The 25562-nt window shown below is 29.8% G+C and carries 21 protein-coding genes and 2 riboswitches; of the genes, 1 reads left to right on the plus strand and 20 read right to left on the minus strand.

Features of this window, described 5'->3' with window-relative positions; all coding sequences use genetic code 11:
* Window positions 1-41 precede the first annotated feature (41 nt).
* A riboswitch (FMN riboswitch) is annotated at window positions 42-159 on the minus strand.
* Window positions 160-218: 59 nt separating this feature from the next.
* The 17 genes from IC218_RS16015 to metK all read right to left on the minus strand — a co-directional run bounded on the left by IC218_RS16015 (window position 219) and on the right by metK (window position 22555).
* Window positions 219-1385, minus strand: a complete 1167-nt coding sequence (locus tag IC218_RS16015; protein WP_227824879.1) for an amidohydrolase — start codon at window positions 1383-1385, stop codon at window positions 219-221.
* Window positions 1386-1532: 147 nt separating this feature from the next.
* Window positions 1533-3674, minus strand: coding sequence for a Tex family protein (locus IC218_RS16020; protein WP_227824880.1), 2142 nt, complete (start codon window positions 3672-3674; stop codon window positions 1533-1535).
* A 146-nt stretch (window positions 3675-3820) separates the two neighbouring features.
* Window positions 3821-4928, minus strand: a protein-coding gene (prfB, locus tag IC218_RS16025) for a peptide chain release factor 2 (RefSeq protein WP_227434561.1) whose coding sequence is annotated in 2 segments (ribosomal slippage) — window positions 3821-4852 and window positions 4854-4928 — 1107 coding nt in all. Because the reading frame shifts where the segments join, the coding sequence is not laid out codon by codon here.
* 14 nt (window positions 4929-4942) lie between these two features.
* Complete coding sequence (secA, locus tag IC218_RS16030) at window positions 4943-7618, minus strand: preprotein translocase subunit SecA (protein WP_227434560.1); 2676 nt, start codon at window positions 7616-7618, stop codon at window positions 4943-4945.
* Between the two features lie 131 nt (window positions 7619-7749).
* Window positions 7750-8301: a ribosome hibernation-promoting factor, HPF/YfiA family gene (gene hpf, locus IC218_RS16035; RefSeq protein ID WP_227434559.1), complete on the minus strand. Its 552-nt coding sequence runs from the start codon at window positions 8299-8301 to the stop codon at window positions 7750-7752.
* Between the two features lie 565 nt (window positions 8302-8866).
* On the minus strand, window positions 8867-9541 hold the full coding sequence (locus tag IC218_RS16040; protein ID WP_227434558.1) for a copper homeostasis protein CutC: 675 nt from the start codon (window positions 9539-9541) through the stop codon (window positions 8867-8869).
* A 2-nt stretch (window positions 9542-9543) separates the two neighbouring features.
* Window positions 9544-10596, minus strand: a complete 1053-nt coding sequence (locus IC218_RS16045; RefSeq protein WP_227434557.1) for a Sapep family Mn(2+)-dependent dipeptidase — start codon at window positions 10594-10596, stop codon at window positions 9544-9546.
* A gap of 53 nt (window positions 10597-10649) precedes the next feature.
* Window positions 10650-11609 (minus strand): N(4)-(beta-N-acetylglucosaminyl)-L-asparaginase, encoded by a 960-nt coding sequence (locus IC218_RS16050; protein ID WP_227483556.1) that lies wholly within the window; start codon window positions 11607-11609, stop codon window positions 10650-10652.
* Between the two features lie 93 nt (window positions 11610-11702).
* Complete coding sequence (locus IC218_RS16055) at window positions 11703-12221, minus strand: GrdB-related putative oxidoreductase (protein ID WP_227434555.1); 519 nt, start codon at window positions 12219-12221, stop codon at window positions 11703-11705.
* 10 nt (window positions 12222-12231) lie between these two features.
* Window positions 12232-13566, minus strand: coding sequence for a PTS cellobiose transporter subunit IIC (celB, locus tag IC218_RS16060; RefSeq protein ID WP_227434554.1), 1335 nt, complete (start codon window positions 13564-13566; stop codon window positions 12232-12234).
* Between the two features lie 38 nt (window positions 13567-13604).
* Entirely contained in the window at window positions 13605-13931 is a 327-nt protein-coding gene (locus tag IC218_RS16065) for a PTS sugar transporter subunit IIB (RefSeq protein WP_227434553.1), read from the minus strand.
* A gap of 26 nt (window positions 13932-13957) precedes the next feature.
* Window positions 13958-14266 (minus strand): PTS lactose/cellobiose transporter subunit IIA, encoded by a 309-nt coding sequence (locus IC218_RS16070; protein WP_227483559.1) that lies wholly within the window; start codon window positions 14264-14266, stop codon window positions 13958-13960.
* A gap of 139 nt (window positions 14267-14405) precedes the next feature.
* Window positions 14406-16310 (minus strand): BglG family transcription antiterminator, encoded by a 1905-nt coding sequence (locus IC218_RS16075; protein WP_227483560.1) that lies wholly within the window; start codon window positions 16308-16310, stop codon window positions 14406-14408.
* A 343-nt stretch (window positions 16311-16653) separates the two neighbouring features.
* Window positions 16654-17436, minus strand: coding sequence for a ComF family protein (locus IC218_RS16080; protein ID WP_227434550.1), 783 nt, complete (start codon window positions 17434-17436; stop codon window positions 16654-16656).
* Window positions 17437-17438: 2 nt separating this feature from the next.
* Window positions 17439-19658, minus strand: coding sequence for an ATP-dependent RecD-like DNA helicase (locus IC218_RS16085; protein ID WP_227434549.1), 2220 nt, complete (start codon window positions 19656-19658; stop codon window positions 17439-17441).
* A 271-nt stretch (window positions 19659-19929) separates the two neighbouring features.
* On the minus strand, window positions 19930-21027 hold the full coding sequence (locus IC218_RS16090; protein WP_227434548.1) for a hypothetical protein: 1098 nt from the start codon (window positions 21025-21027) through the stop codon (window positions 19930-19932).
* Between the two features lie 334 nt (window positions 21028-21361).
* Window positions 21362-22555: a methionine adenosyltransferase gene (metK, locus tag IC218_RS16095; protein ID WP_227434547.1), complete on the minus strand. Its 1194-nt coding sequence runs from the start codon at window positions 22553-22555 to the stop codon at window positions 21362-21364.
* Window positions 22556-22691: 136 nt separating this feature from the next.
* Window positions 22692-22795, minus strand: a riboswitch (SAM riboswitch).
* Between the two features lie 188 nt (window positions 22796-22983).
* Between metK and yyaC the strand changes: the two genes are divergently transcribed.
* On the plus strand, window positions 22984-23493 hold the full coding sequence (gene yyaC / locus IC218_RS16100; RefSeq protein WP_021382545.1) for a spore protease YyaC: 510 nt from the start codon (window positions 22984-22986) through the stop codon (window positions 23491-23493).
* A 144-nt stretch (window positions 23494-23637) separates the two neighbouring features.
* Here the strand turns inward: yyaC and fabZ are convergent, their stop codons facing one another.
* The 3 genes from fabZ to spoIIID form a co-directional block, all read right to left on the minus strand.
* The gene (fabZ, locus tag IC218_RS16105; protein WP_227434546.1) at window positions 23638-24066 is read right to left on the minus strand and encodes a 3-hydroxyacyl-ACP dehydratase FabZ; all 429 of its coding nucleotides are present in this window, start codon (window positions 24064-24066) and stop codon (window positions 23638-23640) included.
* A gap of 15 nt (window positions 24067-24081) precedes the next feature.
* Window positions 24082-25101, minus strand: coding sequence for a rod shape-determining protein (locus tag IC218_RS16110; RefSeq protein WP_227434545.1), 1020 nt, complete (start codon window positions 25099-25101; stop codon window positions 24082-24084).
* A 197-nt stretch (window positions 25102-25298) separates the two neighbouring features.
* Window positions 25299-25559: a sporulation transcriptional regulator SpoIIID gene (gene spoIIID, locus IC218_RS16115; RefSeq protein WP_044212029.1), complete on the minus strand. Its 261-nt coding sequence runs from the start codon at window positions 25557-25559 to the stop codon at window positions 25299-25301.
* Window positions 25560-25562 lie beyond the last annotated feature (3 nt).

The raw sequence follows: 25562 nt of genomic DNA on the forward strand, positions 1-25562 counted from the left end.
TATAGTTTAAACAAACTAAAATAAACTTATTTATATTCCATAAATATCTTCTCTCATCCAGACTTTACTGTCGGCTTTGGAATTTCACCAAATCAACCACATAAGTAGTTCGCGGGCTATACCGCCGGTAGGGAATCTCACCCTGCCCCGAAGATCTTCTTTGATTTTTTAATTTTCCTTACACTCTTATATTAGTTAATTTTTTAATAATTGTCAAGTTATTTTTTTTCATACACTACTTTCCCATTTATTATAGTGTAAAGTACATTACTTTGAATCTCTAGTGGAGAATTATCCCAAATTACTATATCTGCATCTTTACCAACTTCTATAGAACCTACTCTATCTTCAATTCCTAGAGTCTTAGCTGGATTTATTGTAATGGATTCTATTGCTTTTTCTTCTTTCATTCCATGCTTAACTGCTATCCCTGCACATATTGGAAGATATTGAACTGGTATTACTGGATGGTCTGTCATTATACATACATCAAGTCCTGCATTTGAAAGTATTCCAGCTGTATTAAACGTTAAATTTCTAAGTTCAAATTTAGACCTTTCTGATAATGATGGCCCTACTATTACAGGAAATCCTTCTTCCAATAGCTCCTCCACTATAAGATGACCTTCTGTACAATGGTCTAATGTAAGCTTTAAATTAAACTCTTTTGCAATCCTTATGGCTGTGAACATATCATCAGCTCTATGGGCATGTGCTTTAAAAGGAATTTCTCCTCTTAAAACGGGTATTAAACTTTCCATTTTTATATCATATTCAGGTTTTTCACAATCTTCATCATCATGACTTTCATACAGGTCGACTTCCTCTAAATATTCTTCTGCTTTTTTAAGATTCTCTCTAAGTAATGAAGCTATTGCCATTCTAGTTTGTGGAGATTTATCATCTTGACCATAACAGCTTTTTGGATTTTCTCCAAAGGCTATTTTAGATGCTACTGGATTTTTTATTACCATTTTATCAATTCTTTTCCCATAGGTCTTTATAGCTATACATTGACCTCCCATAACATTTGCACTTCCAGGAGTTGTACATACAGAAGTTATACCACCTTCAAAAGCTTCTTTAAATGTTCTGTCCATTGGATTAATCCCATCTATAGGATTTAATTGTGGTGTTATTGGGTCAGTTTCTTCATTTCCATCTGCTCCTTCAAATCCTATACCATCTTCCCACAATCCTAAATGAGTATGGGCATCTATAAACCCTGGAAACACAAATTTACCACTTGCATCTATCACCTCTACATCTAAAGGTGCTATTAAGTCTTTTCCTATCTCTATTATTTTTCCTTGGTCTATAAGTATATCCCCCTGAATTATTCCATTTGTTATGGTATTTATATTACCATTTTTTATAAAAACCATTCATTTTCCTCCTGATTTTCAATACTATACTAACTATTTTAAATATTATCTCTTTACAATCTCATTTCATAATTTCTTAAATTTTTTATTATGCTACTTACATTTATAATTGTTACACATAAGTATCATAACTAAACATAAATTAACCTATTTTTTCATTGATAATGCAACTCTTTTTTTATTTAAATCAATTCCAATTACCTTTACATCTACTATATCACCTACTGTAACAATACTCATAGGGTCTTTTACAAAGCTATTACTCATTTCTGATTTATGAACTAGCCCATCATTTTTTATTCCAATATCTACAAATGCTCCAAAATCTACAACATTTCTTATTGTACCTTTTAAAGACATCCCTTCTTGTATATCTTCAATTTTTAGGACATCAGTTCTAAGTATAGGCTTTATTCCTTCTTCTCTTGGGTCTCTTCCTGGTTTTTTAATCTCAGCTATGATATCTCTTAAAGTAACTTGGCCTACTTCCAATTTTTCACTTAATTCTCTCAAACCAATTTCCTTAACTTTTTCATCTATTTCTTCTATATTTTTATTTTTTACATCATCCAAAGAATATCCTATTATTTCAATCATTTTTTTGCATATATCATAACTTTCAGGATGTACACCTGTATTATCTAGAGGATTCTTTCCATCTAAGATTCTCATAAATCCAGCACATTGAGTAAATGCTTGAGGGCCAAGTCTTTTTACTTTTTTCAGTTGTACTCTTGATGTAAAGTCTCCATTTTCTTCTCTATATGCTATTATATTTTTTGCGATAACCTTACTTATTCCTGCAATATGCTCTAATAGAGAATATGATGCAGTATTTAAATCTACTCCAACACTATTTACGGAATCCTCAACAACTCCATTTAATACTTCTTCTAATCTCTTCTTATTTAAGTCATGTTGATATTGGCCTACACCTATACTCTTAGGGTCTATTTTCACAAGTTCTGCTAAGGGGTCTTGTAGTCTTCTCGCTATAGATATAGCTCCTCTTATTGATACATTTATATCTGGATGTTCTTCATTTGCGAGTTCAGATGCTGAGTAAACTGATGCACCAGCTTCGCTGACTATAACATATTGAATGTCTCTATCTATCTCTTTTATCATTTCTGACACAAATGTTTCTGACTCTCTTGATGCTGTCCCATTTCCTATTGAAATTATGTCTATATTATATTTTTCAATTAATTCTTTTAAAGTCTTCTTGGCCCCTTCTACATTATTTTGAGGGTCTGTTGGATATACTGTTGTATAGTCCAATAATTTACCATTTTTATCTACAACCGCTATTTTGCAACCAGTTCTAAATGCAGGGTCAAATCCCATAACTACTTTATCTTTAACTGGTGGTTGAAGTAATAAACTTTTAACATTTTTTCCAAATACACTTATAGCCCTTTCTTGAGCTATTTCTGTCAGATGATTTCTTATTTCTCTTTCTATCGATGGGAAAATTAATCTTTTATATGAATCTTCTATTGAACTTACAATTTCATCTTTATTCTTAAAGTTTTTATCATTTACATATTCATTTACTATATAATTTAAAACTTTATCATTATTTATTTCTAATTTAACTTTTAAAAAATTCTCTTTTTCTCCTCTATTTATTGCTAAAACTCTATGTGGAGCCATACTTTTCACTGCTTCACTATAATCGTAATACATATCATAAACTGATTTCTCATCAGTAGAACTTTTACTAACTATCATTCCTTCTCTTAAAGCAAGCTCTCTTATGTATTTTCTAATCTTCGCATCATCTGAAACTGTTTCTGCAATTATATCTCTTGCACCTTTTAAGGCATCCTCAACAGAAGTTACTTCTTTTTCTTCATTTATATAACTCTTCGCCTCTAAATCTATATTATCTAGATTACTCTCTAGTATTGATACTGCTAGATTTTCTAACCCTTTTTCTTTTGCTATTGTTGCTCTAGTTCTTTTCTTTTGTTTATATGGAGCATATATATCTTCTACTTCTTGTAGTGTTTTTGCTTTTTCTATATTTTGTGTTATCTCATCTGTTAATTTTCCTTGTTCATCTATTAATCTAACTACATCATCTTTTCTACTTTGAAGGTTTCTTAGATACATCAATTTTTCATAGAATTCCCTTAATGTGACATCACTCATCTCACCAGTCATTTCTTTTCTGTATCTAGCTATAAATGGTATTGTATTTCCTTCATCAATAAGCTTTAGCGTATTATTTATTTGTTCATCTTTGAGATTAAATTCATTTTTTAAGATTTGATTTATATCCAATTTTTTTCACTCCTAATGTTAGTTTTTTCATAAGTATAACAAACAGAACGAAGGCTGAGGGTTGTAGTCCTCAGCCTAAGTGCTGTAAAGTGCATAGTAAGCACTAACCTTCTTATATATCTATCCTAATTACTGTACATTGTTTATTAAACTGTCTTATTCATTTTTAAGTATTCGTTGATAAACAAGTCTATATTTCCATTCATCACACTATCTACATTTCCAAACTCAGCATTTGTCCTATGGTCTTTGACTAACTTATATGGTTGGAAAACATAGGACCTAATTTGGCTACCCCACGTTATTTGTGAGTATTTGCCTTGTATATCTTCTATTTTTTCCTTTTGCTCTAATTCTTTTAACTCTATCAATTTTGCCATCAAAAGTCTCATAGCTCTATCTTTATTTAAATGTTGAGACCTTTCATTTTGACACTGAACCACTACACCAGTAGGAATATGTGTTATTCTAACAGCTGAATCAGTTGTGTTTACATGTTGTCCTCCAGCACCAGACGCTCTATATGTGTCTATCTTCAAATCTGATGAATTAATTTCTACTTCTATATTTTCATCTAACTCTGGTGTTACATCTATAGAAGCAAATGAAGTATGTCTCTTTCCTGATGGGTCAAATGGAGATATTCTTACCAATCTATGAACCCCTTTTTCACTTTTTAAATATCCATAAGTGTTGGTTCCTTCTACAAGAATTGTAGCTGTCTTTATTCCCGCTTCAGGGTCTGATATTATATCTAAAAGCTTAACTTTATAACCCTTACCTTCTGCCCATCTTATATACATTCTTAAAAGCATCTGAGCCCAATCTTGAGCATCTAGACCCCCAGTTCCAGCATTTATAGATAATATAGCATTATTTTTATCATACTCGCCATTTAAAAGAGTTTTTATTTTCATCTCAGATAATTTTTCTTCTATTGATTCTATAGACATTTCTATATCCTTTTCAACAGAATCATCCTCTTCTTCTAGGCCTATTTCAATCAATACTTCTACATCTTCTAATAAGTTTTTTAGACTTTCATATTCATCTATAGTTTCTTTTAAAGCTTTGTTTTCTTGAAGTACTTTTTGCGCTACTTCATTGTCATTCCAAAAATCTTGTTTATTTATCTTCTCTTCATTAATTTTTATCTTTTCCATCAATGAAGCTACGTCAAAGAGAAACCCTCAATTCTTCTAAATTTGAAGCTATTTGCTCCACACTATGTCTATACTCTTGTATCTTTAACATTTAATCCTCCAAAACTATCTTCCACAACAGTTTTTATATTTCTTACCACTTCCACAAGGACATAAATCATTTCTTCCAACTTTTTCATCTTTTTTAATAGTTTTACTTGTTGGAAGAGTTCCATCTGAGGGAGAAGTTAGATTTTCAACATCTACAACTGCTTTTCTTTCTACTGGAGCCTCTATTGTTATATTAAATAAATATCTTACAGTATCTTCTTTGATATGTTTATTCATCTCATCAAACATATCAAAACCTTCCATTTTATAAGCAATAACTGGGTCTTGTTGACCTACAGCACGAAGCCCTATACCTTGACGTAATTGATCCATTGCATCTATATGGTCTATCCAATGATTATCAACAGCTTGAAGTAAGATAACTCTCTCAACTTCTCTCATTCTTTCATAACCTATTTGTTCTTCTTTTGCAGTATATATCTTCATAGCTATTTCATAAACTTTTTCTGTTATTTCAACTGGATTAAGCTTTTCTATCTCTGGGATTTCTATACTACCTTTTGGTAAGAACAGATTATACATATGTTCCTTAAATCCTTCTTCATCAAATCCTTTATCTTTTGTATAAAGAGTCACTGATTCTTCTATTATAGAATGAGTCATTGATTGTACTTGCTCTTGTAAATCTTCACCTTCTAATACACGTTTTCTCTCTGCATATATTATTTCTCTTTGCTTATTCATAACATCATCATATTGAAGTACATGTTTTCTTATTCCAAAGTTTTTACCTTCGACTTTCTTTTGTGCACCTTCAATAGACTTAGATAAGATTCTATGTTCTATAGGCATGTCTTCTTCAAGACCTATTTTATTTACGATTCCAGATATTCTATCGCTTCCAAACAATCTCATAAGGTCATCATCAAGACCTATATAAAATCTTGAGCTACCTGGGTCACCTTGACGACCAGCACGACCTCTTAACTGGTTATCTATTCTTCGAGATTCATGTCTTTCTGTACCAATTATAGCAAGTCCACCTGCTTCTACTACTTGTTTTTGTTCGTCTTCTGTTTGTTGCTTAAATTGTTTATATAATCTTTCGTACTCTGCTCTAGCTTCAAATAAAATTTCATTTCCTGCCACAGGTATTCCTTCTATTGGAGTATCAACTCTATTTACTACATCTTCTTTAAATCCATTTCTTCTCATTTCTCTCTTAGTTAAGAAATCTGGATTCCCACCTAAAACTATATCAGTACCACGACCAGCCATGTTAGTAGCTATTGTAACAGCTCCAAGTCTACCTGCTTGAGCTATTATTTCTGCTTCTTTATCATGGTGTTTAGCATTTAATACTTCATGTCTAATACCTTTTTTCTTTAATATTTGTGATAGTAGTTCTGACTTTTCTATCGAAACTGTACCTACAAGTATTGGTTGATTAACTTTATGTCTTTCAATTATTTCTTCAGCTACAGCATTAAATTTACCTATCTCACTTTTATATACACAATCTGGCAAGTCTTCTCTTACCATAAGCTTATTAGTAGGCACTTGGAAGACATCCATTTTATATATTGCTTTAAACTCTTCTTCTTCTGTTTTTGCTGTACCAGTCATACCTGAAAGTTTTTTATACATTCTAAAGTAATTTTGGAATGTTACAGTAGCTAGTGTTTTAGATTCTCTCTGTATTTTAAGACCTTCTTTTGCTTCTATTGCTTGATGCAAGCCTTCTGAATATCTTCTACCAAACATAAGTCTACCAGTAAACTCATCAACTATTACTATTTCTCCATCTTTAGCAACATAATCAACATCTTTTTTCATTATTACATGTGCCCTTAAAGCCTGATTTATATGGTGATATAACTCTGTATGAGATATATCTGTTATATTATCAACATTAAAATATACTTCTGCTTTTTGTATACCTGATGCTGTTAGAGATACAGCCTTATCTTTTTCTTCTAATTCATAGTCATCAGGTTTTAAAGTTAACACAAATGTATTTGCATCTGAATATAGGTGAGTTGATTTATCTCCAGGCCCAGATATAATAAGTGGTGTTCTAGCCTCATCTATAAGTATAGAGTCGACCTCATCCACTATCGCATAATTTAATCCTCTTTGAACTCTTTGCTCTTTGTGTATTACCATATTGTCTTTTAAGTAGTCAAATCCATATTCATTATTTGTACCATAAGTTATATCACAATCATATTGTTCTTTTCTAACTTTTGGATTTTGACCATGTACAATAACACCTACACTCATTCCTAAAAACTCATAAACTTTTGCCATTTGGTCTCTATCACGTTTTGCAAGATAATCATTTACCGTTACAACATGTACACCTTTTCCAGTAAGAGCATTCAAATAAACAGGAGCAGTTGCAACCAAAGTTTTACCTTCACCTGTTTTCATCTCAGCTATTCTTCCTTGATGTAATACTATACCTCCAATCATTTGAACTCTGTAGTGTCTAAGACCTAATACTCTTTTAGAAGTCTCTCTGACTACTGCAAATGCTTCTGGAAGTATATCATCTATACTTTCTCCATTTTCTAATCTTTCTTTAAATGTATTTGTCATATTTTTAAGTTCCGAGTCTGCCATAGATTCAAATTTAGGTTCTAATGAATCTATTATATCAACAGTCTTATTGAACTTTTTCAATTCTTTTTTATCTGCCATGTTGAATAAACTATCCATAAAGCTCATATTTTACATCTCTCCTCGTTCTTTATTGTACTATTATTCATTTTACCATAAAAACTATACTTTTAATATTAATTTAAAAAGCTATCGATAAATAATTTATCGATAGCTAATATGATTAAATCTAAATTGCTTTATTCATGTTCTATTATACCATATCCGCCATTATGACGTTTATAAACTACAGCTATTTCATCTGAATCTATATTCTTGAACATATAGAAATCATGTCCTACTAATTCCATTTGTAATACAGCTTCTTCTTCGCTCATTGGCTTAACACTAAATTTCTTACGTCTTTGAATTACTATATCTTGATTTTCATCTTCATAATCTTCTTGTTCATCTGCTAGATTTATCTCTGCATCTTGGAATCTTATACTCTTATTGTCTTGATGCTTATCTTGTAATCTCTTTTTATATTTTTTTAATTGTTTGCTTAATTTATCATATACAACATCTATAGCTGTGTATAAATTCTCCTGCATATCTTCTGCTCTAATTATAGGACCATTTACAGTAGCTATTGTTACTTCTATTTTTTGTCTTGTTTTTTTAGCACTTACTGTAACCTTTACATCAGTGTCTGGATGAATGTAATTATCTAACTTACTTAACTTGCTTTCGATTTTATTTTTTATTGCATCAGTTAATTCGATTTGTTTTCCAGATATAATTATGTTCATAAGTACATCTCCCTTCAATTATGCCAGTATAAGAAAATTTATACTTAAATAATATATTCTACATGAAATCTCATAATCCTTCTTTTATTATTAACTTTTGTGATTTTTTCTATTCAATTGATAGAATTATTTTTCATTTTTAATCACCTTAATGCTTATGTGGATTAATATTATAACAATACCCTGTGGATAATGTGGATAAAACTGTTAATAACTCTTGTTCCTGTGTATTTAAAGCTATTTTTATTATCCTTTCTATCCACAAATATCTCCAATAATTGTTTATTAATATGTGAATTCATGTCATAAAGTGGTAATTTTAGGAAATTATATGTATTATATGTTACTTAACTTTTATAAATTTTTCATAGTTATCCACCTTCTAAGACCTCCATATTTCATTTTTTCTTTCACTATTTAGTTTAACTTCAAAATTATCTAAAAATAGTAAAGCATCATAACAATAATTTCTTAATCAATACTCATAATATTCATATACCCAAACTACAATTGACTAACACTCTTTATTTAATCTAATAAGTTATATAAATTATATATGTTTATATTATTTCGAAATTATATCCACTAATTGTTTTAGCTTTTGTCTGTCTATATCTTCAAATGGATTTTTATCTATTCTAACAGCTGTACCAAAATGAAAATTATTTGCCTTAGTTACTCCCTTTATTTCAACTATATTATTAAAATTAAGACCTCCACCTAAAAGAATTTTTATATTATTAGAGTTAAGCATCATATCTTTTATAATTTTTATATTCTCTCTTATACTTCCCTTTCCCCCTGACGTTAATATATTTGTAATTCTGTCATAATTCTTTAAAAGATTAACACTTTCTATTGTATTTGATTCATCTATTGCTCTATGAAATGTAACATCAAGATTATCGCAATATTGCAACAAAAAATTTAAATTTTCTTCATCTATATTATTATTCTTGTCTAACATTCCAAATACAACTCCATTAGCTCCAATCTTTTTGACTGTATTTATATCTTTTAACATTATATTTATGTCTTCTTTACTATATACAAAGCTTTTAGCATGTGGTCTTATCATTACGTTCACAGGTATCTTTACACTGTTAACAACACTTTCTATAAGTCCAAAACTTGGTGTTAGCCCTCCTTCAGTTAAAGCACTAACTAATTCTATTCTATCTGCGCCACAATCTTCTATAATCTTAGCGTCTTCTACTGTCATTCCTATTATCTCTAGCATAACTACTCCTTTGCTAATTCATATATTGCATTTGAAAATATCTTTGCATTTAAGATTATATCATCTATATCCATATATTCGTCAGGATTATGTGCTATTCCTTTTTGTCCTGGAAACGAAGGTCCAAATGGAACTATATTTGGCATTACTTTTGCATATGTACCTCCATTAGTTGTTACTGGAGTACCATCTAATGATGTTACTCTTTCATAAGCTATTTGAAGTTTTTTAACAAGCTTACTATCCTTATCAAAATATACAGGGTTAAAATTAGAAATTACTTCTATCTCTGTATCATTGGGAAAATTAGATTTTATTTCATCTAAGACATCTTCTAGTTTATAACTAAATTCATATTTTACCTTTATCTCAAGTATTATGTAACTATTCTCTTTATGTAACTCTTTATTTGTGACAATCACCTTTTCAGACATATTTTCTATAAAGCTTAAAAATGTATCTTCCTTATAGTTACAGTTATTTTTGATTATAATTTTCGCCATACCTTTTTCACCATATACAACAGGATATTTGCAATCTGGTGTGAACCCCATTATAGGAGGTTTTTCATTTTTTAAATAATATGGTATATCTTTAAATCCACTTTCTTCATTTGTGCCAAAAATTATCCTAACTTTTTTATCTAACTTTAAACCTAATTCCTTAATAACATATAATCCATATAAAGCACACATTATAGGTCCTTTATTATCTAATACCCCTCTACCATAGATTTTTCCATTATATATTTCTCCTCCATAAGGTTGATATATCCAATTTTCCCCTTCATGTACTACATCTACGTGGCCAATTACACAGATATAATCTTCGCTATCTCCATATTCTGCATAACCAATATAATTGTCTAAGTTTCTAACTTTAAAGCCTAATTTTCTTGAAATTTCTAGTGCTTTATTGAGTGCTTTTCCTACCTTTTCGCCAAAAGGGAAGTCATTTTCTGACTCCCCTTCAACGCTAGGTATTTTTACAATATCTACAATATCGCTTAATAAATGTTCTTTTATCTCGTCTACTTTATTGTTTATAATATTCATAAAAATCTCCTTTTAAATATTAAAGACTCTACTTTGCTGCATAAATACAAACTTTATTCACTCACTTCTATTGGAGCCTTTATCCTAGCTTCATATGCTTCCATCCACTCGTTTGACACAACCTTATGTATAGTTTTACCATCTATTCTATTTGATATATACACTGTAGGTTCTTCTGCTTTAGTAGCTACTGAGAATGTAAAGTCAGCTATGTTTGTAGCTACTCCCCATTCTCCTTTATTATTCATAGCAACTAATGATAAGTCTCCAGCTTTTCCTCGTCTTTTGATAAGTTGTTCATCTAACTCATTTACTGCTATATCACATGCCTCTTGTGGATGTTTTCCTTCTTTCATAAGTCTAACTATCTCATATGATATACACCCTTTCATCAAATCTTCTCCAAGACCAGTAGCTGTAGCCCCTCCTATGTTACTATCAACGAAAAACCCTGAACCAGATAGTGCAGAATCTCCTATTCTACCTCTTTTCTTCATAAATAGACCACTTGTTGAGGTTGCTGCACACATCTTTCCATCTCTATCTAAAGATATCATCCCAACAGTATCATGACCAGCATATGGGCTTAATCCTTTATCTAAAGTTTCTTTTTTTCTCTTCTTATAATGTAGTTTCGCTCTATCTGTTAACATATTTTTTCTTTCAAATCCATTTTTATGGGCATATTCTTCAGCTCCGATTCCAACTAAGAAATTATTCACTTTCTCATAACTTAGTTTTCTAGCTATGCTGACAGGGTTAGAATAATCTCTTATACCTGCAACTGCTCCTATATCTAGTGTGTTTCCATCCATAAATGCAGCATCAAGTTCTACTTCACAATTTTCATTTGGAAGTCCTCCATATCCAACCGATTTATAGAATGGATAATCTTCGACTCTTCTTACAGCAAGTTCTACAGCATCTCCTGCTTCCATTCCTTTTTCTAAATGTTCTGATGCTTCAGTGATTCCTTCTATAGCCATTCTCCATGTTGCTATCATTCCCCACATATCAGAAAATCCCTCCTTAATTATAGAAACTCTATCCACATACTTTAATGTAAATAATATTTTACTTAAACCTGTCCCCTAGTAAAGTGTTAATTAATAACAAAATTCTTCTTTCATTAAAGTTATGTCTTCTTTATTTGCTATTGAATTTGCTAATTTACATATATTGTTTAGTGAATCATTAAGACCAATTCCACCTTTTTTAGGTGTCTTAACTATACATATATCATTTTTGTATTCGTTTATTACGTATGTATTTTCTTCTGACATAGCTGCAAAAGCTGGTATATCTGTTTTATTATTTATATTTTTAGATAATATTGCTGACATCTTAGAAAAATTTTCATAGTTAAAACTTGGTCCACAAATTACTACATCAGGATTTAACTTTTTAACCATAGCTATCATTTTATTTGTCACTTCTTCTTCATTGTTTATAAAAAATTCATCCCCACAGAAAAGTGTCGCTATTACTTTAGATTCTTTTAAAAATGGTTCCATCATTACACCTGGACCTAATGGACTTGATTTTCCAGCAGGAGGTATATTGCTTTTTTCTTTCCCACCTGCACCTGCTTGTATTTGATCCAATATCATAACTATTTTCTTCATAATTTTCCTCCTATAATACTAAATCATCAAAAGATATATCATCATCTTCCTCTTCAACATTTGTTTTTTCTTCTTTTAAATATTGTTTATCTAACATCTTTATAAATGGCATGTACATAAATATTCCTAGTACAAGAAGTATTATTTGTAATAAAGCACCTTGCCATCCTGTTGTTAGAAATCCAGAGAATATAATTGGAGTTGTCCATGGTAATTGAACTCCATTTGTAAGTGGTACTAATCCTGCTGACATACAGAAATAGGCTATTATTATGTTTATTGTTGGAACTATTGCAAATGGTATCAATAATATTGGGTTAAGCATTATTGGTAGACCAAATATTAATGGCTCATTTATTCCAAATATCCCTGGTAAAATTGATAATTTACCCATTGATTTTATACGTTTACTTTTGCATATAAGTAACATAGCTATAATTAAGGATAGTGTACTACCTGCCCCACCAAATGTTGCAAACATATCCTGGAATTGACCAGTTATTATGTTTGGTATTTTTGAACCAGCTTGAAAAGCCGCTAAATTTTCAGCTGATAAAATTTTTAATATTGGATTATAGACAGCTCCAACAACACTACTACCATTTATTCCAAAGAACCAGAATAAATGTAAGAATATATAAGCTATTGCCATAGCACCTAAACTATTTCCTAATTTTAATAATGGCATTTGTAAAAACTTAAATATAAATTCATGTATACTTCCATATGGTGTAGCTTCAAAAGCAATCTTAACTAAAAAGAAAACTACCATAACTATTGCACTTGGTATTAATGCAGCAAATGATTTTGAAACAGTTGGAGGAACTCCATCTGGCATCTTCAATGTCCACCCTTTTTTGACAACTACTGCAAATAACTTAACAGATGTTATTGCGGTTATCATTCCTACAAACATTCCCTTAGAACCCATCCAACCTAATGGGATACCAGTTACCATATAGACTGCCTTTGTTCCTTCTGGTGTATATGGTATTACAAATGGTGTAACTATAAAAAAGGCGACTATTGCAACTGCTGCTGATGCAATTGGGTCTACATCTATTTGTTTAGCATAAGAGTAACCAATTCCTAAAACTGCAAGTAAAGTCATTACTTCAAAAGTCGCTATAGTTGGCTGTTGTAATTTTACTGCCCAATCTGGACCAAAAATTTGACCTACAAATTCGTCCCATCCTTTTATTGGGAAGTTTGCTACTAATAAAAATAATGACCCTATTATCAATAATGGTGATGATACTAAAAAACCATCTCTAATTGCAATTAATAATTTATTTTTACCTATTTTTTCAGCCAACGGCATAAGTATTCTTTCCAATTTATTCATCTATCCACCCTCATTTCTCAGTATCTTTTTACTATATTTTAAGCTTGTTTAGACTTTATTAATTTTATAGCAAGCTTTAGTACTTTTTCTCCATTCATAGTTCCATAATCAGTTTCGTTTATTATATCCACAGGTTTTCCTTGAGCTTCAAACTTTGGCTTTAACTCCTTTAGCATGTATTTAACTTGAGGTCCTAACAATATACAATCTGGATTCTTCTCTGCAACTATCTTATCAATTTCTGCTATTGGAAATGCTTCTACTTCTATTGGTAAATTGTGTTCATCTGCTACTTTCTGCATCTTTCCTGCAAGTAAGCTTGTTGACATACCAAAACTACAAAATAAATATACTTTTCTCTTCATTATCTTAAATCCCCCTTAATTACTTTTTATTTTAATTTTTGAATTTCTTTTCTTAGCACTATCATTTCTTTTATAAGGTTTCTTTCACTCATACAAGTCATTAAATGGTCTTGAGAGTGAATTAGTAAAATAGATATATCTGATTTATTTCCTCCTGCTTCCTTTTGTATAAGTTCTGTTTGTACTTTATGTGCTTTTAATATTTCTTCATTTGCACTTTCGATTAATTCATCAGCCTTTTCAAAATCGTTTTCCTTTGCACAATCAAGAGCTTCATAAAGCATAGATTTTGCATTTCCAGCATGAATTATAATCTTTAATACTATTTCTTCCATTTCTTCCTCCTAAATTACTTGTCTACTTTTAACTGATTTCTATCTGATAGATATATAATATCTTATAAAAACAAAAAAACATGCACAACTTTTTCCACTACATGGAAAATTTTGTGCTTATTCACATTTTGATATAAATTTATATAAGAATATTTTTTATATTTTTAATATCACAATTACTTAGCACATCAAGCATATTTTCATCTTCTGTCAATTTAGATATTTCTTTGAATAATTCTCTAAATACTTTTCTATCATCCTCTTTTTTATAAGCTAATAAAAGTATAATCTTTATGTATTTTCCATTTCTAATTTTTATTGGTGTTTTCAATCTTGCAAAACATAAGACAGATTGTTTTATATACTTCATATCTCCATGAGGAAATAATATTCCTTTCCCAACATTAGTTGGATATGCCTTTTCTCTCTCTATAATAGAATTTAAATATTCTTTATCTGCATAATGCTTTTCGATTAATAAATTAGTTAAGTATGCTATAGCCTCATAAATATCATTATGTTCTAGCTCTCTTATTAAATAATCAGACATCATTAATCTATTCATAAGTTTATATGATGTATCTTTTTCTTTTATTTTGTTGGTAAATTCTTTGAGTTTATTTTCATCTTCATCAGTAAATAGTGGCGTTGTTATAAAAATTGGCTTTTGTACATTTTCATATTCTTGAAATGCAATTATAAAATCTATCATTTTATTGAAGTTATCTCTTCTTAAATCTTCTTCCCTTAGTGTTTCAACTATTTCTATATTATTAAATCTCTTTTCTATCTTTACTTTTAGTAACATACTTACTCCAAAACTAAATGGGCACACGATACTTGCTTTTTTAGTTGATTCTCTCTTATTACTTTTTCTTTCTAAAGATGTTTGAAAGTGAAGAGTAAGATAACCTATTTCATCTTCAGTTATTTGTGTTCCTTTTTGCTCAATTCCTATTGAATTTGAAATTACTGTAAATAAAAAACAAAATTTATTTTTTATATTATCTAAAAGTGGATTTTCCAAATAAACGTTACTTTGCATTTGGTGCATTGTAACATTTAAGTGACATATTAATTGGTCATAAAGCAATATATCATTATTAAAGTTTATACCCGATTCTTCTGATACCAGATTTATAATTCTTTTTGTATACTCTGATAATTCTTCATTAAGGTATAGTGATTTTTTAGTATCTTTACTATTTATTTGTTTATTCATGCCAAGTATTAGTGATTCTATAAATAATTTTTCTTCATGGTTTAATACTATAGATAGACTGGATTTCAACTCATTTTCTATATCTAATATAAGAATTTCTAACTTTAATTCTTTTTTAATATTTACTATTTCAAAAGAATTCCCCAACCTTATTCGTATGATATTTATAAGTAAAAATAACATCAATTGCCTGAATGAAACATCTGTAAGTCTTATATCCATTTTATCTTCTATTATAGACATTATATTTTTGACAACTATTATGTCTACTATATGGAAATATTCTATTTCATCCATGTTTAGTCTGTATTTATCTATATATTTAAATAAAAATGCCACTAACATTATCCTTATGTCTTTCTCATTTCCCTCAATACATATACCACTGCCCGTTTTAGTTGAAATTTTCAAATTATAATTACTTAATTCTACTGATAATGTATTTATTTCTTCCCTAACAATATTTTTATTTATATACAATTTATTGGACAAATCATTTAAGGTAATCTTCTTATTATTGCAAAGTAATAGATTCAATATCTCAACTTGTTTATGGAGTTCACTATTTACTCTTTTAACTTCACCTCTTAACTTCTGATTTACTATTATTTTATCTGTATCATCTCCACTAAACTTAATTCCTATTTTAGGCTTTCTTTTAATATAAGCACTACAAAAAGTAGACAACCATTCATCAATGTACTTACAATCATTTCTTATTGTTCTCTCTGAGCACTCAAAATCGTTAGCAATGTCATTGATATTTATAAATTCTTCTTTCAATAGCAATACTGTCAACAAGTTCTCTTGTCTTTTGTTCATATATATCACCTCTTTATGATTCAATCTAAATTTATTATATATAAAAAAGAGCTACACATAAAAACATTATGCTAGCTCTCTTTTAATATGATATTTAGCTGACCTGGTCTTTGACCCCACACTCGCCTACTGGAGGGTTCGCTTGGGTTCGCCGCACTACTACTCTCTCTCGATTTTATTATCGGTAGGTCTTACTTCTAAGCCGCACCATGCTCATTAACCCAATTTTTAGTGTTAACTTACGTGGATCCTTTTGCCTGCGACTGGCTTGGACTTTCAACCACAGACCTAAATATCACTTATTCATTTTAATATTTTAAAGTAAAATTGTCAATATATAAGATTATTCCATAACGTAGTTGTCATTTGCTCTTGTAAGCAACGTCATTACAAAAACCTTATTAACACCAGATAACTTTAAAATCTTAGATATTTCATTTGTTGTCACGCCAGTTGTAAATATATCATCTATCAAAAGTACATTTTTATTATTTATTAATTTAATATTTTTGTTAACAGCAAACACATTTTTTAATTCCTTTTTTCTCTCTTGTTTACTTAACTTATAAAGCATCCTTGTATTTTTTTCCCTGGATATACAATCTAACATTGGAACATTGATTATTTTACTCAAACTCAAAGCTATTTTTTGTGCTTGGTTAAATCCTCTTTTATTAAGTCTTTTCTTATGAAGTGGAACAAATAATATATAATCAAATTTCACATTTTCTAAATCCAACTTTTCTTTCATTATTTGCGCTATGTATTTAGCCATAAATGTTTTTTGATTGTACTTTAATCCTAATATTATTTTTTTAGTTATCTCGTTGTATTCAATACAGGAGATTGACTTGTCAAAATAAAAACTTTTATCAAAACAATAGCTACATCCTTCAATAAATTCTTTTTCAAGTGAATGATGTATTATTGGCTTTCCACATTTTATACACCCATTCAGTATAAAATTCATTTCATTAAAACAACTTTTACAGACTGAATAGGTATTAGTTTTTTTTATTGATTTATCACAAATTATGCAATTTATATTTTCAGGATAAATAAAATCCAGACATTTATTAATTAGATTTCTAAGACTCTTAATAAAATTATCATTGCATATTTTCATATTTACTCTATCAACAGCCCTTCTTGTTTGAATTTGTTTAACTTATATCCTAAGTTTGAATATCTTTGATTTACTCTGTTATTTTTTATCATATATTCCAAATATTTCACATCTCCAACTAACACAACTAATTTTTTTGCTCTTGTCACTGCTGTATATAATAAATTACGACTTAGTAACATAGGAGGAGCCCAAGTTATTGGTATCACTACGACTGGGAATTCACTTCCTTGACTTTTATGTATGGTTGTACAAAAACTATGGTCAATCTCATCTAATTCATCATATAAGTATGATACAATTTTAGTTTGGTCAAATAGTACATAAATAGTTTTCTTATCCTTATCTATATGATATACATAGCCTATATCTCCATTATATATACCTTCCCCACTTTCCTTTTGGTCTTCTGTCTCCCACTTTTTTGTATAATTATTTTTTACTTGCATTACCTTGTCACCAACTCTAAACAACCTTTTAGAAAAACTTTCTTCTACTTTAAACTTCTCCTTTTTGTTAAGATACTTTTGTAACTCTATATTAAGATTGGTAACTCCTAGCTCTCCTTTTCTCATTGAAGATAACACTTGTATATCTTTTAGTTTATCAACATTATAAAATTTAGGTAATCTTTCATTTACCAAACCTATTATTTCATTTAATATCTCTTCATTTGTTGATTTTCTTATAAAAAAGAAGTCTTTTCCCTTTGTATTTAAATGAAGTGGTTCTCCATTATTTATCTTATGAGCATTCACAATTATCATACTTTGTTGAGCTTGTCTAAATATTTCATTTAATTTGACTACATTTATAATATTTGAATCTATCATGTCCTTAAGTACATTGCCTGCACCTACAGAAGGTAATTGGTCGCTATCCCCAACTAATATTACTCTTGTTCCTAATTTTATTGCTCTAAGTAAATTATACATTAAGATAATATCTACCATTGATACTTCATCGACTATTATTACATCTGAATTTATTGGGTCTTCTTCATCTTTAAAAAATGTTAAATCATCATCTGTTGAAAATCCCATTTCTAATAATCTATGTATAGTCTTTGCTTCTTTATTAGAAGTTTCACTCATTCTCTTAGCTGCTCTTCCCGTTGGAGCAGCTAAAGTTACACTTTTCCCATTATTTTCAAATATATCTATAATTGCATTAATAGTGGTAGTTTTTCCGGTACCTGGCCCACCAGTTATAATTAATACGCCACTATTCACAGATTCTTTAACTGCTAAAACTTGCTTCTCTGCTAACTTAATATTCTTATCATCTTCTAAAATTTTAATTTCATTTTCTATATCTATATTCAAATCTTCAAATTCATACTGCGACAATTTTACTATTTGACTACATACTCCATTTTCAGACAAATAGTAGGGCATAAGATATATGAGATTTTCATTATTTACTTTTTCTATATGTATTTTTTGATTATATACCAACATCATTACACATTCTTTTACTATGTCTCCACTTAACTCCAACAATTTTTCCGAATCTTGTATTAGAATATGTTCTGGCAAATATGTATGCCCATTACTTAGTGATTTATTTAAGGTATATAATATTCCTTGGCATATTCTATCTTTAGAATTCTTATCTATACCAATTTTATTAGCTATACTATCAGCTACTTTAAACCCTATTCCTCTTATGTCTTCAGCAAGCTGATACGGATTTTTATTTATAATTTCTATTGCACTACTTTTATATTTTTTATATATTTTTAGACAGTAGTTGGGTGTTATTCCAAAAGGAGATAGTTCAATTATTATGTTTCTTAATTCTCTATCTTCTTCATAACTCTTTACTATTTGCTTTACCTTTTTACTACCTATCCCCTCTACTTCTTGTAATTTTTCTGGGTAGTTTTGTATTATATCTAGTGTGTCAACACCAAACTTATCAATTATTCTCTTAGCCATTTTTTCGCCAATTCCATGTATCATACCAGAAGATAAGTAAACATAAATTCCTTCCAAAGATGATGGTGTCACTGGCATAAAACTATTCACTTCAAATTGAGTTCCATAAATTTTGTGGTTTACCCATTTACCTTCAACCTCTATACTCTCTCCCATTGCTAAAGTAGGCATACATCCTACAACAACAATTTCATCATTTTCATTTACCAGATGAGCTATTGTATAGCCATTATCTTCATTTTTAAAGACTATTTCACTTATCATTCCTTCTAATTTTTCCATTTTTATCTCCTAAAAATACTAATAATTGTTCCGTTCGTATGTTAGTATACTTAAATATATTAAGTTCTATGATAGGATTCTATCAGAAAATTTTTCTATATTTTTATACTTAACTTAATTTCTAACTATTATACATTTTATCAGAAACAAAAAAAATCTGCACCCTAAAAATATGGTACCTTAAAGTAAAGGTACCATATATAAATAATTATTTTATTTCAACCAGCTTACTTCTAAAACATAGATTAAATTTCACAAATTTATTTTGATATTAATTTACCTCAGATTTATTTTCCTTGTATCCTTCAGTTTTGGTAATTCTTCGATAAAGCATACATAGTAAAATTAAAATTCCCATATAACCTGTATATGGATATAATGTCCCTACAAGCTTATCAAATGGTAATAATCCTCCTATACATGCTAATATGCTTACTACTACTGTTATTATTTTAAATTTAGGATGGTCATCTTCCACAAATCTATTAGTTACTGACCATAATAATGGTACAGCTGTAGTATATATTCCTAATAAAAGTACTACTGAGAATAAAATACCTATAATTGGAGATATCTTGTCAGCTAAATAAAGAGCTGGTATTTCTTTTGTGTATATATTTCCTACATCTGAAAGTAATGCTAGATTCATCATTATAGCAGCTGCCATAAGGGCTACTCCACCTACTATACCTCCCCATACAGCATCTTTCTTATTTTTTGCTGAAGCTCCCATTCCAGTTAAAAATGTTATTACTATTATTACATTATAGCAAGTATAAAGTACACCTGAGAAATATCCATTTGATGTAGCAGTTTTAACGTTTAGACTATCAATTATAGCTCCTGCATTTGATAAAGCGCCAATATTACTAAATAGACTAATTGCTCCTACTAAAAGTGTAAATATTATTATTATAGGACCTATATTACCTAGTATCTTTGAAAGCCTTGTCAAACCTAGAGATACAGTTATTAGGGAAACGATTGCCATACCAATTCTACCTACATATGGATTTAGACCATAATACTCTGATAATGTAGCTCCTGCTCCTGCAATCATTATTACTAATGTACCAAACAAAAACAATGGTCCAAACCACTCAAAAAATGTACCAAGATATTTTCCACAATATACCTGATAAATCTTTATTGGTTCTTTAAGCTTTAATTCTCTCCCTTTTTCTATAACTTCTGCTCCAAACCATGAGAATAATACCATAGATATTATTCCTCCTATAATTCCAGCATACCCATAAAACGTAAAGAATTGTACTATCTCTTGACCAGTTGCAAATCCAGAACCTATTACAGTCGCTACATATGCTCCAGCAAAACTTATAACCATTTTGATGTTTATTTTATCCGACATACACACTACTCCCTCCTAAATAAAATAAATTTTTTAATAAGTAAAATTTAATGTAAGTTTATTAAGACTATATTAGTTGTATTATTGATGCTTTTCAATATTTTTTGAATTATTTAACATTACTTAACGAAATCTTAACCAGTTTTTAACATATTCCTTCTACTATGTATTAATTTAATGCAATATTATATAATGAAATATATTAATCTCACTAAATAATGTTTATTTATTATATGATTTAAAATTAGTATTTATTAAATATATTTAATCATAAAATAAAAAACTGCTAAAACGTAATTTTAAAATTACATTCTAGCAGCTCCTTATCTAAGCATTATTCACCTAATGCGTCTTTTCTTAATTGTTCTACTTTATCAGTTCTTTCCCATGGTAAATCTATATCCGTTCTACCAAAGTGACCATAAGCAGCAACCTTTTTGTAAAGAGGCTTTCTTAAATCTAAATCTCTTATTATTGCTCCTGGTCTTAAATCAAAGTGTTTGTTTACTAGTTCAACAAGCTTCTCTTCTGAAACTTTACCTGTCCCAAAAGTATCTATAAATATAGATAATGGTCTAGCTATACCTATAGCATATGCAAGTTCTATCTCACATTTATCTGCAAGTCCAGCCGCAACAATATTTTTAGCAACATATCTAGCAGCATAAGCAGCAGATCTATCAACTTTTGTAGGGTCTTTTCCTGAAAAAGCTCCTCCACCATGTCTAGAATATCCACCATAAGTGTCTATTATTATTTTTCTTCCTGTAAGACCTGTATCCCCTTGAGGTCCTCCTATAACGAATCTGCCTGTTGGGTTTATATAAATTTTAGTATCTTCATCAAGTAATTCAGCTGGTATAACTGATTTTATAACATGCTCAATTAAATCTTGTCTTATCTTATCATTTGATACTGTTTCACAATGCTGAGCTGATATAAGAACTGTATGTACTCTTACAGCTTTATTTCCTTCATATTCAACAGTAACTTGAGTTTTTCCATCTGGTCTTAAATAATCAACTAAACCTGTCTTTCTAACTTCTGTAAGTCTTCTTGATAATTTATGAGCTAATGATATTGGAAGTGGCATTAATTCTGGAGTTTCATTACATGCAAATCCAAACATTATACCTTGGTCTCCAGCTCCTACTTTTTCTATTTCTTGCTCTATTTCTTCTCCAGTCTTACTTTCTAGACCTTCATCAACTCCCATAGCTATATCTCCAGATTGTTCATCTATAGAAGTTATAACTGCACAAGTGTCACAGTCAAATCCATATTTTGCTCTTGTATATCCAATTTCTTTTACTGTTTCTCTTACTAATTTAGGTATATCTACATAAGCAGATGTACTTATTTCTCCAGCTACTAAAACTAAGCCTGTTGTTACTGTAGTTTCACAAGCTACTCTAGATTGTGGGTCTTTTTCTAACAATGCATCTAATATTGAATCTGATATTTGGTCACATATCTTATCAGGATGTCCTTCTGTAACTGATTCTGACGTAAATAAATGTCTTGCCATTTTTGTTCCTCCTTATTCATTCTTAATTTTTATTATAGGTTTTACCTTATCTTCAATTCTTAGAAATTTTACTCAAAATAAAAAACCTCTCCTTATAAGAAGAGGTTAATAATCGTAATCGCATACTAATTAACTGACCTCATCTTTCAAGACTTTTGTCTTGTAGGAATTAGCACCTTTTCCCATTTGGGTGGTTGCTGGGCTTCACAGGGCCTATCCCTCAGCCGCTCTTGATAAGGTAATCAAGATTTAAGTTTTATTTTACTTTATTAGCTTACTATTTTTTTAAAATTTTGTCAAGATTTTTAGTCATATTTTTGCCATTACTTTTTTTGTGAGACAAATAAAATATTATCTCTATCTGAAATTTAAAGTTAGGTCTTTTTAGTGTTTTTTATTCATATATTTTTTTGAAGGGGGTGTTCCTATTGTATTTAGCTAAAGTAAATTACAGCGATGATGATGTTATACAGATGCTAAGTTCAGTTCTCAAAACCATAATTAATGAAAATACGATTGTTGTTTGCATAGGAACAGACAGGGCTATAGGTGATACTTTAGGCCCTTTAGTTGGAACAATACTTAAAAACAGTAAATTTAAATACCCCGTTTACGGTACACTAGATAACCCTATTCACGCCTTAAATATATATGAGTCTTTAGATACTATAAAAAATACACATATGCAAGGTAACTTCTTGGCTATAGATGCTTGCTTGGGGTCACAGAGTAACATAGGCAATATACAGATTAGAGAAGGACCTATCCTGCCCGGAAAAGGTGTGGGAAAAAAACTACCTCAAATAGGAAATTATTCTATAGTAGGAATTGTAGATAAAATTGATGAAAATAACAGACTTTCATTTAATAATATACGTCTTAGCTTTATACTAGACTTAGCTGAAACAATAGCCTTAGCACTATTGGTATCTACTTAAATCTTATATAAGGTAACTGATAAAATTTTTTGTATTAAAAAGGTAGATACTATAGAGTATTTAATTTAATAAATACTCCAAATTATCTACCTTTTTATTTTGATATTTATTCTTCTGTTTTAATGCTTTTCATTCTTAAAAATTTTATTTCTCTACTAGAGCAAACATTAACTCACCTTTACAGACAAGTTCTTCACCAACATAAGCTTTAGCATCTGCTTTTGCTATATTTCTTCTAAGCGTTGTCATTTCAATTTCCATAGTCAATGTATCTCCTGGTCTTACTTCTCTCTTGATTCTAACTTTATCAATACCAGCAAATACACCTAATTTCCCTTTATTTTCTTCCAAAGACATCATTGCTACTCCACACACTTGTGCTAGAGCTTCTACTATCAGCACTCCTGGCATCAATGGGTAATTTGGAAAATGACCTTGAAAAAATGGTTCATTAACTGTTACATTTTTTATACCAACAGCTCTTTTTCCAACTTCTAACTCTGTAATCTTGTCCACTAATAAAAATGGATATCTATGTGGTATTAGTTCTTTTATTTCATCTATATTTAACATTTTAAACTCTCCTAATTATTTTCTTTTGAAAGACCCACCTGTTTCAAGTAAATCTATTGAGCCCAAAGCAATCCCTGTTCCTTTCGCAACACAAGATAGTGGTTCATCTGCTATTGTAACAGTTATTCCTGTTCTCTGTTCTATTATCTTATCTAATCCATATAATAATGAGCCTCCGCCAGTCATTATTATACCAACATCACCTATGTCTGCTGCTAATTCAGGTGGTGTTTTTTCTAAAACAGCATGAGTTGCAACAACTATTTGTTCAACACATTCTCTAAGGGCTTCTAACATTTCTGCTGAGTTTATAGTTATAGAACTAGGAAGACCTGTAATTAGATTTCTTCCTGTTATTTTCATATACTTTTCTTCTTCTCTCTTAAATGCAGAACCAATTTCAAACTTAATTTTTTCTGCGGTTCTTTCTCCAATAAGAAGATTATGTTGTTTTTTCATGTACTTAACTATAGCATCATCAAATCGGTCTCCGCCAACTTTTATAGATTCACTTACAACTGCTCCCCCTAGTGATATTACGGCTATATCTACAGTTCCTCCACCAATATCTATAATCATATTACCATTAGGTTGTGATATGTCTACACCAGCTCCTATAGCTGCTGCTATTGGCTCTTCTATGATATACACTTCTCTAGCCCCAGCTTGTCTAGTAGCATCCTCTACTGCTCTCTTTTCTACTTCTGTAACACCTGTTGGCACACATACCATAATTCTAGGCATGAAAAATCTTCCAAATCCCTTTTTATCAACTATCTTATCTATAAAAGATTTTAACATCTTCTCAGTTACATCATAATCTGAAATTACACCATCTCTTAAAGGTCTTATTGCAACTATATTTCCTGGTGTTCTTCCTATCATTTTTTTAGCCTCTTCTCCTACAGCTAAAACAGAATCTGTTCTGTTGTCTATTGCAACAACAGATGGTTCTTCTAAAACGATTCCCTTACCACTAACATAAACAAGTACATTTGCAGTACCTAAATCTATGCCTATATCAGCTCCAGCCATTTTTTCAACTCCTTCATTTATATATTAGATTATATTATAAGCCTATTTATTAATACTCCTATAATAAAGCATATACAAAAATCTCGCTTTAATCAAGAGAAAATAAATGTTTTGAGAGTATTATTCTTTTGCTATTTATAATTATATAATATATTTCTTACAATAATTTAATGTAATAAAAAAAGTAGGTTTTTAACCTACATTTTTTTATGTTCCTTCTCATACTTTAATTTCGTTGCTAATCCCCCTCTAATATGTCTCTCTGATTTATTTTTGTCTAGCACACTTTTAACTTCTTTGGCAAGGGATGGATTTATTTCCTTTAATCTTTCTGTAACATCCTTGTGAATTGTACTCTTACTTACTCCAAATGTCTTGGCTGTTTGTCTTACTGTAGTGTTTTTTTCAAGTATATATTTTGCTACCACTATGGCTCTTTCCTCTATATGAGATCTCAAAGA

It is taken from the genome of Clostridioides sp. ES-S-0005-03, from assembly GCF_020658455.1.
Taxonomy (GTDB): Bacteria; Bacillota; Clostridia; order Peptostreptococcales; family Peptostreptococcaceae; genus Clostridioides.

What these genes read in the sequence shown, in the direction of transcription:
- IC218_RS16090 (WP_227434548.1), bottom strand. Translation starts at nt 21,027, where the DNA reads ATGTCGGATAAAATAAACATCAAAATGGTTATAAGTTTTGCTGGAGCA.
- celB (WP_227434554.1), bottom strand. Translation starts at nt 13,566, where the DNA reads ATGAATAAATTGGAAAGAATACTTATGCCGTTGGCTGAAAAAATAGGT.
- IC218_RS16075 (WP_227483560.1), bottom strand. Translation starts at nt 16,310, where the DNA reads ATGAACAAAAGACAAGAGAACTTGTTGACAGTATTGCTATTGAAAGAA.
- IC218_RS16055 (WP_227434555.1), bottom strand. Translation starts at nt 12,221, where the DNA reads ATGAAGAAAATAGTTATGATATTGGATCAAATACAAGCAGGTGCAGGT.
- metK (WP_227434547.1), bottom strand. Translation starts at nt 22,555, where the DNA reads ATGGCAAGACATTTATTTACGTCAGAATCAGTTACAGAAGGACATCCT.
- IC218_RS16085 (WP_227434549.1), bottom strand. Translation starts at nt 19,658, where the DNA reads ATGGAAAAATTAGAAGGAATGATAAGTGAAATAGTCTTTAAAAATGAA.
- IC218_RS16050 (WP_227483556.1), bottom strand. Translation starts at nt 11,609, where the DNA reads ATGTGGGGAATGATAGCAACATGGAGAATGGCTATAGAAGGAATCACT.
- IC218_RS16015 (WP_227824879.1), bottom strand. Translation starts at nt 1,385, where the DNA reads ATGGTTTTTATAAAAAATGGTAATATAAATACCATAACAAATGGAATA.
- IC218_RS16110 (WP_227434545.1), bottom strand. Translation starts at nt 25,101, where the DNA reads ATGGCTGGAGCTGATATAGGCATAGATTTAGGTACTGCAAATGTACTT.
- IC218_RS16065 (WP_227434553.1), bottom strand. Translation starts at nt 13,931, where the DNA reads ATGAAGAGAAAAGTATATTTATTTTGTAGTTTTGGTATGTCAACAAGC.
- hpf (WP_227434559.1), bottom strand. Translation starts at nt 8,301, where the DNA reads ATGAACATAATTATATCTGGAAAACAAATCGAATTAACTGATGCAATA.
- IC218_RS16080 (WP_227434550.1), bottom strand. Translation starts at nt 17,436, where the DNA reads ATGAAAATATGCAATGATAATTTTATTAAGAGTCTTAGAAATCTAATT.
- IC218_RS16045 (WP_227434557.1), bottom strand. Translation starts at nt 10,596, where the DNA reads ATGAATATTATAAACAATAAAGTAGACGAGATAAAAGAACATTTATTA.
- IC218_RS16070 (WP_227483559.1), bottom strand. Translation starts at nt 14,266, where the DNA reads ATGGAAGAAATAGTATTAAAGATTATAATTCATGCTGGAAATGCAAAA.
- IC218_RS16040 (WP_227434558.1), bottom strand. Translation starts at nt 9,541, where the DNA reads ATGCTAGAGATAATAGGAATGACAGTAGAAGACGCTAAGATTATAGAA.
- secA (WP_227434560.1), bottom strand. Translation starts at nt 7,618, where the DNA reads ATGAGCTTTATGGATAGTTTATTCAACATGGCAGATAAAAAAGAATTG.
- fabZ (WP_227434546.1), bottom strand. Translation starts at nt 24,066, where the DNA reads ATGTTAAATATAGATGAAATAAAAGAACTAATACCACATAGATATCCA.